This is a genomic window from Streptomyces sp. bgisy027, assembly GCF_057710365.1.
In genome coordinates, this window is the sequence record NZ_JBYIVZ010000006.1 from 78,792 (window position 1) to 90,518 (window position 11,727).

Annotated in this window: 10 protein-coding genes; 3 read left to right on the forward strand and 7 right to left on the reverse strand. The window is 72.5% G+C overall.

Annotated features, from left to right (window positions below; all coding sequences use genetic code 11):
- Positions 1-13 precede the first annotated feature (13 nt).
- The 4 genes from AC3ETA_RS08265 to AC3ETA_RS08280 form a co-directional block, all read right to left on the reverse strand.
- Positions 14-1,153: an MBL fold metallo-hydrolase gene (locus AC3ETA_RS08265; RefSeq protein ID WP_432192147.1), complete on the reverse strand. Its 1,140-nt coding sequence runs from the start codon at positions 1,151-1,153 to the stop codon at positions 14-16.
- Positions 1,150-2,397, reverse strand: coding sequence for an aminotransferase class I/II-fold pyridoxal phosphate-dependent enzyme (locus AC3ETA_RS08270; protein ID WP_432192148.1), 1,248 nt, complete (start codon positions 2,395-2,397; stop codon positions 1,150-1,152). The genes AC3ETA_RS08265 and AC3ETA_RS08270 overlap by 4 nt, the downstream gene beginning before the upstream one ends.
- 249 nt (positions 2,398-2,646) lie before the next feature.
- Positions 2,647-3,702, reverse strand: a complete 1,056-nt coding sequence (locus tag AC3ETA_RS08275; protein ID WP_432192149.1) for a hypothetical protein — start codon at positions 3,700-3,702, stop codon at positions 2,647-2,649.
- A 221-nt stretch (positions 3,703-3,923) separates the two neighbouring features.
- Positions 3,924-4,640, reverse strand: coding sequence for an ANTAR domain-containing response regulator (locus AC3ETA_RS08280; protein WP_432192150.1), 717 nt, complete (start codon positions 4,638-4,640; stop codon positions 3,924-3,926).
- Positions 4,641-4,765: 125 nt separating this feature from the next.
- Here AC3ETA_RS08280 and AC3ETA_RS08285 point away from each other — a divergent pair, with 125 nt between their 5' ends.
- A complete protein-coding gene (locus AC3ETA_RS08285) occupies positions 4,766-5,893 on the forward strand; it encodes a PAS domain-containing protein (RefSeq protein ID WP_432192151.1) in 1,128 nt (375 codons plus the stop codon).
- Between the two features lie 9 nt (positions 5,894-5,902).
- Here AC3ETA_RS08285 and AC3ETA_RS08290 read toward each other — a convergent pair whose 3' ends face one another.
- Positions 5,903-6,694 carry an RNA polymerase sigma factor SigF gene (locus tag AC3ETA_RS08290; RefSeq protein ID WP_432192152.1) on the reverse strand — a complete coding sequence of 264 codons (792 nt, stop codon included), beginning with the start codon at positions 6,692-6,694 and terminating at the stop codon, positions 5,903-5,905.
- Between the two features lie 265 nt (positions 6,695-6,959).
- Here AC3ETA_RS08290 and AC3ETA_RS08295 point away from each other — a divergent pair, with 265 nt between their 5' ends.
- Positions 6,960-8,762 (forward strand): thiamine pyrophosphate-requiring protein, encoded by a 1,803-nt coding sequence (locus AC3ETA_RS08295; protein WP_432192153.1) that lies wholly within the window; start codon positions 6,960-6,962, stop codon positions 8,760-8,762.
- Between the two features lie 118 nt (positions 8,763-8,880).
- The gene (locus tag AC3ETA_RS08300; protein ID WP_432192154.1) at positions 8,881-10,119 is read left to right on the forward strand and encodes a PP2C family protein-serine/threonine phosphatase; all 1,239 of its coding nucleotides are present in this window, start codon (positions 8,881-8,883) and stop codon (positions 10,117-10,119) included.
- A gap of 183 nt (positions 10,120-10,302) precedes the next feature.
- Here the strand turns inward: AC3ETA_RS08300 and AC3ETA_RS08305 are convergent, their stop codons facing one another.
- Entirely contained in the window at positions 10,303-10,944 is a 642-nt protein-coding gene (locus AC3ETA_RS08305; RefSeq protein WP_432192155.1) for a superoxide dismutase, read from the reverse strand.
- Between the two features lie 89 nt (positions 10,945-11,033).
- Positions 11,034-11,726: an urea ABC transporter ATP-binding subunit UrtE gene (gene urtE / locus AC3ETA_RS08310; protein ID WP_432192156.1), complete on the reverse strand. Its 693-nt coding sequence runs from the start codon at positions 11,724-11,726 to the stop codon at positions 11,034-11,036.
- Between the last annotated feature and the right edge of the window lies 1 nt (position 11,727).

Genomic DNA, 11,727 nt, shown 5'->3' on the forward strand with positions numbered 1-11,727 from the left:
CGGGCCGCGGCGGCTAGTCGCGCAGTTCCCCGCGCCCCAGGAGCGGCCTCCCGGCCGTCCGCCGATTCAGCACGCGTGATCCCCCTACCGGCAGGTCCCACAGGTCCGTCCGGTCCAGCCCCGCCTTCTCCCACGCCGCCCGCACGCGCGTGAGCGGTTCCAGAACCGGCTCCGCGGACAGGACGAAGGTCGCCCAGTGCATGGGGGCCATCCGCCGCGCACCCAGATCCTGAGCCGCCCGTACCGCCTCCTCCGGGTCGCAGTGGACGTCACTGAGCCACCAGCGGGGGTCGTAGGCGCCGATGGGGAGCAGCGCGAGGTCGATGCCCGGATAGCGCTCGCCGATGCGGGTGAACCAGTGGCCGTAGCCGGTGTCGCCGGCGAAGTACACGCGCTGTCCGTCGGGGGCCGTGAGCACCCAGCCGCCCCACAGGCTGCGGCAGGTGTCCACGAGGGTGCGCTTGGACCAGTGGTGGGCCGGTACGAAGTCGAAGCGGACGCCGGACAGTTCGGCCGCCTCCCACCAGTCCAGCTCGGTGACCTGGGTGAACCGCCGGCGCCGGAACCAGCCGGCGAGGCCGGCCGGCACGAACACCGGGGTGTCGCGCGGGAGTCGGCGCAGGGTGGGGGCGTCCAGGTGGTCGTAGTGGTTGTGGCTGACGACGACCGCGTCCACGCGCGGCAGGGCGCTCCACGCGAGGCCGACCGGGGTGATCCGGGCCGGTGTGCCGAGGATGCGGCGCGACCAGACCGGGTCGGTGAGCACGGTCAGCCCACCGATCTGCACGACCCAACTGGCGTGCCCCGCCCAGGAGACGGCGACCCGGTCGGCGTCCACACGGGGCACCGGGCCCGGCTCGAAGGGCAGGAGCGGGATGTCGGCGAGACCCTCGCGGCCCGGACGTACGGCGCCCTCGCGGGCGAAGCGGGCGAGGGCCTTGATGCCGGGCAACGGGGCGGTGAGACGGTCGTGGAAGGTGCGGGGCCACACCCGGCGTTCGCCCAGCGGGCGGGGGGCGGCGAGCGGAGGGAGCGAGGGCGCGAGGGGCGACGGGTGGCCCGCCGGATCGCCCGGTTCCTGGGTGGTCGTGCGCGTGGTGGCCGTATGCGTGGTGGCCGTTCGCCCGGTGGTCGACTCGGACTGCTGCGTCATCGAGGAGGCTCCCGTCGCCGAGCTTCGTCGCGGAGATCGTCGAAGACCGATCTCATGTGGATCAACGCGCGTCGCACATGTGGCAGTTCCAACGGCGAGGGGGAACCGACGCATTCCGCGCGCTCCTCGTCGGTGCCCGCCAGCAGCGCGCCGGTGGACAGCCGTACGCGCAGCGCCCCCAGGTCGTCGCCGAAGCGGTGCCCGCCCGGCGCGGGCATGCCGAGCCGCGCGGCGAGGTAGTCCTCCAGGTCCTGCGCGTCGCCCACGCCGTGCGGGGACAGCCCGGCGCGCAGGGGGCCGAGGTCGACGTACAGGTGCCGCCCGGCCTGCGGGGGCCGGGACAGGGCACCGGCTCCCACGGCGGCGGCGTGCGCCGCGGCGGCCACCCGCGCGTGCAGCCCTGCGGCGGCGCCGATCCGCGCGGTGACGGGCTCCGGCTCGGCGAGCGCGTACCCGGCGGCGAGGGCGACCGGGCCGGCGACGCGGGCGCCCAGTGCGGTGAGCACGTCCAGCACGCGCGCGTGCAGGCCGTTCCCGGCGTTGTGCGCGGGGAACCGGGCGACCGCGGCCGGCCAGCCCGGCGGGAGGTGGGCGCCGGCCAGGTCGGTGACGACGGTGACCTGCTCGGGCAGCATCTCGGCGGGGCTGACCAGCACGGTGTCGTGCGGGGTGTGCACGGTGTCGCGCCAGGTCTCGTCGCTGACCAGGTGCAGGCCCTCGCCGGTGGCGGCCTCCACGGTCTCGTGCAGCACCTCGGGCGGGGCCACCGTGGCGGTGGGGTCGTCGGCGACGGACAGCACGAGCAGCCGCGGGTCACCGCCCTCGTCACGGACCCGGCGGACGGTCTCCAGAAGGGCGTAAGGATCCGGCACACCGCCGCACTCGGCAGGTGTCGCCACGTGGAAGACGGGCCGGCCCAACAGACGTGCGTACGGCGTCCACCAGGCCGCACAGGGCCGTGGCACGAGGACGTCGCCGCCGAGCGCGAAGGTCAGACCGAGGAGCAGGGCGGGGGCGCCGGGGCCGGCCACCGCCTGCTCGGGCTCGGTCGGCAGTCCGCGCCGGCCCCAGTAACCGCACGCGGCCTCCAGCAGGGCGGTGCCACCGCCGACCGGCTCGCTCTCGGCGCGGCCCGCGGCGGCGGCGAGCACGGCCGCGATCTCGGGCAGCACGGGCAGTCCGTCGTCCGGGAGCGGCGGCCCGTAACGGACGGGGCCGTGGCCTTCGGGATCCGTCCGGCGCATCCGTGCCTCCGCTGTGCCTGGTGCCGTGGTGGGTCTGTTCGACGTCGACGTCGTCCGATGCTCCGTGCGGGCTGGTGGGAGTGGGCTGTGGGTTGTGGGTTGTGGGTCCTACGGTTCGGTTCGGGGCAGCCGGCGTGCGTCGTGTGCCTCCGCGTACCCATCGTGGCGCAACTGCACGGGTGGGCGCAGGGGTTGTGCCGGTCACCGGGCGGCCGTACGGCTCGGTCCTGCGAGATCCGTACTGCGAGATCAGTCCTGCGGGGTGGTGGTCCTACGGCGCAGCCGGTACGCCGCGCCTCCGAAGGCGCCCGCGATCAGCACGCCGCCGGCGACCAGCGCGGGAACGGAGTCGGTGAAGGTGCCGCCGGTGCCGGCCCGCACGCCGTGCTGGTCGGTCGCGCCGCCGCAGTCCTCCGCTCCGGGCTCCTTCTTGCCGGTTCCGGTGTCCCACTCGGGTGCGATTCCGCTCGCGTCGGTTCCTTCGGCGTCGCTCTCGCCGGCCCCGGTCCCGCCGGTGTCCGTGCCGCCGGTGCCGAGCCCGTCTCCTCCCAGTCCCCCGGCGTCGGTCCCGTCGAGGCCTCCCGTCCCTCCGGTGTCGGCGCCGTCCCACCCGGGTTCGGCCTTGCCGGCCTCCGACTCGGCCGCGTAGGGCTCGGCCCTTCCGGCGCCGGTCCAGTCGGACTCGGGGTCCTTGCAGGTATGACCGCCGCCGTCGGTGCCACCGACGCCGCTGCCGCCTTGCCGGCCGCCGCTCCCTTCACCCTTGGCGCCGTCCAGGCGGCCCTTGCCGCCCGCGTCGCTGCCCTTGCCCCCGCCGGAGTCGCTCACGCTCAAGCCGCTCACACCGGAGTCGGTCACACCGGATTCGCTCCCGCCGCCGCTCTCACGGGCCACCGTGAACGTCGCGCTCCACTCCTTGCCCTCGCCGCCGCCCGCCGCCGGGCAGGTTCCGTCGACCGTCCAGTCGGACTCGGCGCCGGCCGCGTCCGGGTCGCCCTCGAAGCTCTCGGCCGGGGGGACCCGGGCGCCGCCGCGGTAGGCGGGCCCTGCGGCTTTCCCGTCGGTGCCGGAGACCCGTTTCAGCTCGACCGTGCCCTCCTCGAACGCCTGCGAGGTGGCCTGGAGGGTGGTCGGCGCGGACCCGTCGAGGGCGTCGCAGGTGACCGAGACGGTGACGCTGCCGCCCGGCGCGACCGTCCCCGGGCTGACCTCCGCGGCCGGGTCCGCGGAGGCGGCCGCGGCGGGGGCGCCCAGGGCGACACCCGTCAGAGCGGCGACGGACAGGGCGCGGGCGGTGCGGCGCATGGGGTGAACTCCTTCGGCCGACGACTGTGGGGGAACGGCGGTCGTGCCCCCGCAGCCATGACAGCCCGCCCGCGGCCCGGGCGCGCGCGGCCGGACACCATTCGCGGGACGGGGGAGGGCCGAGCGGGTGACACGACACGCCCCCGACGAGCCCGCGTACCTCCACCGTCCTAGAGCCGGCCGAGCCCTCGCTCCGCCCCGCCCTCACTCACCCCACCCGATCAGTTCAGCAACGCCGCCAGATCCCGCTCCAGCCCCCGCCCCCGCCTGCTGACCACCCCGGCCGCGACGTCCGCCAGCTTGCGGTTCGTGCCCTGTGAGATGCGGCGCAGCACACCGAACGCGGCGTCGGCGTCGCAGCCGAGGACGTGCATGACGATGCCGCAGGCCTGGTCGACGACGGGGCGGGAGCGCAGAGCGGCGCCCAGGTGATCCAGCTCGGTGAGCGCGGCGCGGTAGGAGCGGTCGCGGACGAGGCAGCTCGCGGCGAATTCGCCGAGCGTGTGCACGGGCCCGTGCCGGGCGTCCTCCAGGGCGCCCGCACGGAAGCTGTAGAGGCTCAGCGTCACCGTCAGGCCGGACCGGCGGAACGGCAGCGTGACGCTGGAGCGCACGCCGGAGTCGAGCGCCAGGGCGCGGTACTCCGGCCAGCGCTCGTCGTGCAGCAGGTCGGCCGAGTCGACGGGCTCACCGCGTTCCAGGGCGGCCGGAATGGGCCCGTCCCCGGAGCGCAGCTGCACGGCGACGAGTCCGGCGAGGTCGGGATGGGTGACGGCGGCGGGCCGGTCGGCACCCGCCTCGGTGACCGTACTGCCGGCGCCGCAGCAGTCGGCGGTGCAGCGCGCAGCCTGTTCGGCCAGAACCGACAATCTGCGCCCGGGAAGGGCGGCTTCGGCGGACTCGTCTCCCCAGTGACCCACATGGTCGCGAGCGGGCATCGTCAACTCCTCCCTCTTTTCTGCGCGTTCCCGGTCCCGGCCGGGGAAAACGGCCGTAGAACAAGCAGGAACCGGTTGTGGCCCGGCCGCCCCGGAACGCGTCACCCCGAGCTAGGTTCATGCCCATGGAGAAGACGGACGGATTCGGTGACGAGCTCGCGGATTTCGTGCGCCGCGTCGCGGAACTGAAGGCGGCGCGATCCGTGACGGGAGAGGACCTGCCGACGGTCCTCGACGCCGCCATCTTCGAACTCGACCATGTCGCCGACCAGTTGTGGCCATGGTACGAGCGGCTGTCCTCGGCCGGATCGCCCCGTACGGTGTCCGCCGACCGCCAGGAGCAGCATCTGCTGCGGGCGGTGTTCCAGGGGTTCCCGCTCCCCGTCGCGCTGGTGGACCGGGGGACGGTGGTGCGCCGGCTGAACCTCGCGGCGACCGCCTTCACCGGTGTCCGCTCGGGCCATGCGACGGGCCGCCCGCTGTCCGGCCTCCTCGCCCACGCCGACCGGGCCGCGTTCCGTTCCCAGGCCGCCGCCGTGGCCCGCGGCGAGGGCGACCGCAGCCTGACCGTGCATCTCCAGCAGCACCCGTCGGCCCCGGTCCAGGCGACCCTGACCGCCGTACGTCCGAGCGGGGAGCCGCACCCCACGGTCCTGGTGGTGATGCAGCCCGGCGCGCTCGGGGCACTGGAACCGCCGGCCCGGCCGGCCCCGCAGGCGAACCGGGTCCCGGACCTGGCCGAGACGACCCGGCACGCGACCTTGATGGACCTGCTGGACGAGATGACGACGGCCCTGCTGACCGCACCGCGCGGCGACCGCGAGTCGGTGCTGCGGCGGGCGGCCCAGGTCCTGCACGGCGACTTCGCCGACTGGGTGATCGCCGACGCGACCGCCTCGCCGATGACGCGTACGGCGGTGCTGGCCCCCTCGCCCGAGGAGGCGACGGCGCTGGCGGCCCAGGATCCGGCCACGTGTCCGCTGGTCACGGAGACGACGCGCACCGGATCCCCGTCGCTGAGGGTACGGCCGGAGGACCCGGACGTCTTCGGGAGGGACCCGCAGGGCGCCCCCGTCCTCGTCCAGGCGAACGTCACGTCACTGCTGTGCGTCCCCCTGACCGCCGGCGGCAGCGTGCAGGGCACCCTGACCCTCTTCAGATGCGGAGCCCGGCCCCCGTTCTCCATGGCGGAGGCGAAGGCCCTGGACACGATGTCCCGCCACATGTCCCTGGCGGCCACCGAAGTCCCCTAGGAACGGCCCTCAGGCCACATCACTGAGCACTTGTTCCCGCACCCGGCTGCAGCACCGGCTGATCAGCCGGGACACGTGCATCTGCGATATCCCCAGCTGCTCCGCGATCCGGCTCTGCGTCATGTCGCCGAAGAACCGCATGTAGAGGATCGCCCGCTCCCGCTCGGGCAGCGCGGCGAGCCGCGGCTTGACGGCCTCGCGGTCGACGACGGTGTCCAGCGCGGGATCGGCCGACCCTAGCGCGTCGCTGAGCGAGTACCCGTCGTCGCTGCCGGGCAGTTCCGCGTCCAGCGACAGGGCGGTGAAGCTCTCCAGCGCCTCCAGTCCGACCCGTACGTCCGCCTCCGTCATGTCCGCGTGCGCGGCGATCTCGGCGTTGGACGGCATGCGGCCGGAGACGGTCTGCAGGTCGTGCACGGCGAACCGTACGCGGTTGCGCAGGTCCTGTACCCGGCGCGGCACGTGCAGCGTCCACATGTGGTCGCGGAAGTGCCGCTTGATCTCGCCGGTGATGGTGGGCACGGCGTAGCTCTCGAAGGCGTTGCCGCGCTCGGGGTCGTAGCGGTCGACGGCCTTGACCAGGCCGAGGGCGGCGACCTGCCGCAGGTCCTCGAAGCTCTCGCCGCGGCTGCGGAAGCGTCCGGCGAGCCGGTCGGCCATGGGCAGCCACGCCTCGACGATCCGCCCGCGGAGGGCGTCGCGCTGCGGTCCCTCGGGCAGCGCGGCCAGCCTGCGGAAGTCCTCGGCGGTGTCGGGGGCGTCGTCGTGCGGGTGGTGCTTCGCGCTCACTGGTGTGGGCATGTGCGTCGCAACTCCCTTGGTTGTGCTCTGGCTTGGACGGTCAACCGCGGGAGTGCGGGCGCGCACCGGTACCGGACACACCCGTGGCGCAACTCGCCGTTCCCACGGACGTGCCTCCTGTCCGAAGCACTGTTCGTCCGCCTGCCCTCACTCACCGTCCTCAAACACTCACGCGGGTTTTCCGCTGGTCCCCGGGGTCACTCGTAGCCGTGCCGCACAGCCCCCGCACGGAGGGCCGGCCCTCGATCGGACCGGGAGGTCCCCTATGAGCAGCAAGGTCGCCGACCATGTCCTTGAGCGCCTGCGCGCATGGGGTGTGGAGCAGGTCTTCGGCTACCCCGGCGACGGCATCAACGGGCTGCTGGCCGCCTGGGGCCGGGCCGAGAACCGGCCGCGTTTCGTCCAGTCGCGGCACGAGGAGATGTCCGCGTTCCAGGCGGTCGGATACGCCAAGTTCAGCGGCCGGCTCGGGGTGTGCGCGGCGACCTCGGGGCCGGGCGCGATCCACCTCCTGAACGGCCTGTACGACGCCAGGCTCGACCATGTGCCCGTCCTGGCCGTCGTCGGCCAGACGCACCGCAGCGCGATGGGCGGCTCGTACCAGCAGGAGGTGGACCTGCACACGCTGTTCAAGGACGTCGCCTCGGACTTCGTGGAGACGGTGACGGTCCCCGAGCAGCTGCCGAACGTCCTGGACCGGGCGATCCGTACGGCCTACGCGCGCCGTGCCCCCACGGCCGTCATCGTCCCCGGCGACGTCCAGGAGCTCGACTACAGCCCGCCCACGCACGAGTTCAGGATGGTGCCCTCCAGCCTGGACCGCACTTCCTGGACGGCGGTCCCCTCGGACGACTCGGTGCGGCGGGCCGCGGAGATCCTCAACACCGGTGACAAGGTGGCCATCCTGGTCGGCCAGGGCGCGGCCGGCGCACGCGCCGAGGTGGAGCGGATCGCCGAACTGCTCGGCGCCGGCGTGGCGAAGGCACTGCTCGGCAAGGACGTCCTGAGCGACGAACTGCCCTACGTCACGGGCGCGATCGGCCTGCTGGGCACCCGGCCCTCGTACGAGCTGATGCGGGACTGCGACACGCTCCTGACCATCGGATCCTCCTTCCCGTACGCGCAGTTCCTGCCGGACTTCGGCAAGGCGCGCGGTGTGCAGATCGACATCGATCCGCACCTGGTCGGGATGCGGTATCCGTACGAGGTCAATCTCGTGGGCGACGCGAAGGCGACGCTGGAGCGGCTGATCCCGCTGATCGCCGCCGAGGAGCGCGGTCGCGAGTGGTACGACACGGTGTGCGACAACGTGGTGCGCTGGCGGGACGTCATGGAGCGGCGCGCGGGGCTGTCGGCCGAACCGATCAACCCGGAGTACGTCACCCGAGCCCTGGACCCGCTGCTGCCGGACAACGCGATCGTCTCCTGCGACTCGGGCTCCGCGGCCAACTGGTACGCCCGCCACCTCACCATGCGGCCCGGCATGCGCGCGTCGCTGTCCGGGACGCTGGCGACGATGGGCTGCGGTGTGCCGTACGCGATCGGCGCCAAGTTCGCCCACCCGGACCGTCCGGCGATCGCGCTGGTCGGGGACGGGGCGATGCAGATGAACGGGCTGGCCGAGCTGATCACGGCCGCGAAGTACAAGGACCTGTGGGAGGACCCGCGCCTGGTCGTGGCCGTGTTCAACAACCACGACCTCAACCAGGTCACGTGGGAGATGCGCGCCATGGAGGGCGCCCCGTCCTTCCTGCCGTCCCAGCAACTCCCCGACGTCGACTACGCCGCCTTCGCCCGCTCCCTCGGCCTGACCGGCCTCCGCGTGGAGAAGCCCGAGGACGTCGAGTCGGCCTGGCGCGCGGGCCTGGAGGCGGACGGCCCCGCCGTGATCGAGTTCCTCACGGACCCTGCCGTACCCCCGATCCCCCCGCACGCCACCTGGGACCAGCTGGAGGCAACAGCGACGTCCGTCCTGAAGGGCGACGCCGACCGCGGTTCGATGATCCGCCAGGGTTTCAAGGCGAAGGTGCAGGAGTTCCTGTCGGGGCCGGTGAAGAAGGCCGACTGAGCGGTGCCGAGAGGCGTTGCAGACTGTCCACCCACCTGTGCCGACGAGCCCGGTCGCCCCTTCGCCCGTAGATTGGGACATGCAGGGAGTCGCGGTCGTAGGCCTTTGTGAGCGTGTGATGGCAGCGGACGTTGATTTCACGGCGTTCTTCGACGCCACACCGAGCCCGTACCTGGTCCTGGACACGGACCTGGTGATCCGTTACGTCAACCGGGCATATCTGCGGACCACGGGGAGAACCCGGGACGAGCTGATCGGGTCGTACTTCTTCGACGCCCTGCCGGAGAACCCCCATGCCCCCGACGACACACAGCGCAACCTGCATCGATCGCTCCGCCGGGTACTCGACACCGGAAGACCGGACACCCTGGTGCTGCAGCGATACGACGTCCCCGCCCTCCAAGATCCGGGAGAGTTCGAAGAGCGCTGGTGGTCGGTGGTCCACACGCCGATTCACAGGCCCGACGGCAGGGTGAGGCGGATCGTGCAGCGGGCCGAGGACGTGACCGGCTTCATCCATTCGCACTGGGCGGGCCGGCTCACAGAGGAATTCACCGAGCGGGAGAAGGGCCTGGCAGCCGAGCTGTACGCACGGGCCCGCGAGCTGCACGTCCTCAACGAGGAACTCCGCCGGGCCCATGCCCGCGAACGGCAGATCGCCGTCACTCTGCAGGAAGCGATGCTTTTTGCGCCGGATCTCGACCGCCACACCGACTCGATCGCCGTGCGCTACCAGCCGGCCACCACCTCGCTGAACGTGTGCGGCGACTGGTACGACGTCGTGGACCTGCCACCCGACCGCTACGCCGCAGCGGTCGGCGACGTCGTCGGCCACGGACTGCATGCCGCGGCCGTCATGGGGATGCTCCGCAGCGCCCTCAGCGCCGCGATCCGCACCACCCCCAGCCCCGCCCAGGCCCTGGAAGTCCTCGGTCTGTACGCCCGCTCCCTGGAGGGCGCCACGGCCGCAACCGCCGTCAAGGTGCTCATCGACACGCGCAGCCGACTGGTCATCTACAGCAACGCCGGGCACCCACCGCCCGTCCTGCTCCACCGCGACGGAACCTGCGAACTGCTTGACCAGGCAACCGATCCTCCGCTCGGCGCCCGTGTGCACCACGTCCCCCGCCCCCAGGCCGGCCTCGCCTACACCCCCGGGGACACCCTCGTCCTGTACACCGACGGCCTCATCGAACGCCGCGACGAAGACATCGACGTCAGCATGGCCCGCCTGACCACAGCCCTGGCCCAAGTCGGCTCCCACACCCCCGAGCGGCTCGCCGACGCCCTGCTGACCCGCCTGGACGTGGCCGACGGCGCCCCCGACGACATCGCCCTCATCGTCATCCGTCTCTAGGAGCCCGTTGCTCCATCGATCCCGGCGGGTTGTGCCTCAGGTCATGGGACGGCCCGTGTGGGAGAGGCGGCAGGCCGTGGCAGGGCTCCCGCAAGTCACGTCCTCGCGGGGGCCCTTCGTCATGCCGCCTGCCGGTGAAGGCTGAGAAGACGATCACGAGCAGGACATCTCAGTGCCGCGCCGTCACGGCGCGAGCAGCAGGCTGTCGCCGCGCTCCTTGGCGGCGGCGTAACGCCTGGCGACGTCCTGCCAGTTGACGACGGCCCACATGGCGTCGATGAAGTCGACCTTCTGGTTCTTGTACTGCAGGTAGAAGGCGTGCTCCCAGGCGTCGAAGACCAGGACCGGGGTCGAGCCCTGGCCGACGTTGCCCTGGTGGTCGTAGACCTGCTCGACGATCAGGCGCCCGCTGAGCGGCTCGTAGGCGAGGACACCCCAGCCGGAGCCCTGGGTGGTCGCCGCGGCCTTGGTGAGCTGCGCCTTGAAGCCCGCGAAGGAGCCGAAGGACTCGGCGATGGCGTCCGCGAGCTCGCCCACGCCGTCCTTCTCCAGGGGCTCGCCGCCGCCGTCACCGGTCATGTTGTGCCAGTAGATCGAGTGCAGGATGTGCCCGGAGAGGTGGAACGCCAGGTTCTTCTCCAGGCCGTTGATCGAACCCCACGCCTCTTTGTCCCGTGCCTCCGCCAGCTGCTCCAGGGTGTCGTTCGCACCCTTGACGTACGCCGCGTGGTGCTTGTCGTGGTGCAGCTCGATGATCTGCGGGTTGATGACCGGTTCGAGCGCCGCGTAGTCGTAGGGAAGCTCCGGGAGCGTGTAAACCGCCATGTCCAACGTCCTCCGCCGTAATTGCCACTGATGTGCAGTTGCACGCTAACAGCAATTATGGCCGCCTCGCCCGGAGCCCCGCCCACAGCTCACACGCTGAGCGCCCCCCGTACGGTCTGTTCGGCGCCTGTGCCGCCCTCTCCCGAGGAGGTCACCCGGCCCGCCTCCAGGACGTAGTAGTGCTCGGCGGCCCGCATGGCGAAACCGACGTGCTGTTCGACGAGGAGGACGGACAGGCCGCCGCGCCGGGTCAGGGCGAGGACCGTCTCCTCGATCTCCGCGACGACCGAGGGCTGGATGCCCTCGGTGGGTTCGTCGAGGAGGAGCAGCTTCGGACGGGTGATCAGGGCGCGGGCGATGGCGAGTTGCTGGCGCTGACCGCCGGAGAGCAGGCCGGCCCGGCGCCCGGACAGCTCCCGCAGGACCGGGAAGAGGTCGAGCGCGTCGGCGACGGCCTGCTTGCCGCCGGTCCGGCCGTCCGCGACGAGTTGGAGGTTCTCGGCCGTGGTCAGGTGCGGGAATGACTGCTGCCCTTGGGGGACGTACGCCATCCCGCGGGCCACTCGCTGGTGCGGGGCGAGGCGGGTGATGTCCTCGCCGTCGAGCAGGACGCTGCCGCTCCTGGGCCTGATCAGGCCCATGGCGGTGCGCAACAGGGTGCTCTTGCCTGCGCCGTTGTGGCCGAGGACGGTGCCGACGCCGTCCTTCGGGACCGAGACCGTCACGCCGTGCAGCACGATGGTGCGGTCGTACCCGGCGTGAACGGAACTGATCTCCAGCATG

What these genes read in the sequence shown, in the direction of transcription:
- AC3ETA_RS08280 (WP_432192150.1), bottom strand. Translation starts at nt 4,640, where the DNA reads ATGCCCGCTCGCGACCATGTGGGTCACTGGGGAGACGAGTCCGCCGAA.
- AC3ETA_RS08275 (WP_432192149.1), bottom strand. Translation starts at nt 3,702, where the DNA reads ATGCGCCGCACCGCCCGCGCCCTGTCCGTCGCCGCTCTGACGGGTGTC.
- AC3ETA_RS08285 (WP_432192151.1), top strand. Translation starts at nt 4,766, where the DNA reads ATGGAGAAGACGGACGGATTCGGTGACGAGCTCGCGGATTTCGTGCGC.
- AC3ETA_RS08300 (WP_432192154.1), top strand. Translation starts at nt 8,881, where the DNA reads ATGGCAGCGGACGTTGATTTCACGGCGTTCTTCGACGCCACACCGAGC.
- AC3ETA_RS08270 (WP_432192148.1), bottom strand. Translation starts at nt 2,397, where the DNA reads ATGCGCCGGACGGATCCCGAAGGCCACGGCCCCGTCCGTTACGGGCCG.
- AC3ETA_RS08290 (WP_432192152.1), bottom strand. Translation starts at nt 6,694, where the DNA reads ATGCCCACACCAGTGAGCGCGAAGCACCACCCGCACGACGACGCCCCC.
- AC3ETA_RS08295 (WP_432192153.1), top strand. Translation starts at nt 6,960, where the DNA reads ATGAGCAGCAAGGTCGCCGACCATGTCCTTGAGCGCCTGCGCGCATGG.
- AC3ETA_RS08305 (WP_432192155.1), bottom strand. Translation starts at nt 10,944, where the DNA reads ATGGCGGTTTACACGCTCCCGGAGCTTCCCTACGACTACGCGGCGCTC.
- urtE (WP_432192156.1), bottom strand. Translation starts at nt 11,726, where the DNA reads ATGCTGGAGATCAGTTCCGTTCACGCCGGGTACGACCGCACCATCGTG.
- AC3ETA_RS08265 (WP_432192147.1), bottom strand. Translation starts at nt 1,153, where the DNA reads ATGACGCAGCAGTCCGAGTCGACCACCGGGCGAACGGCCACCACGCAT.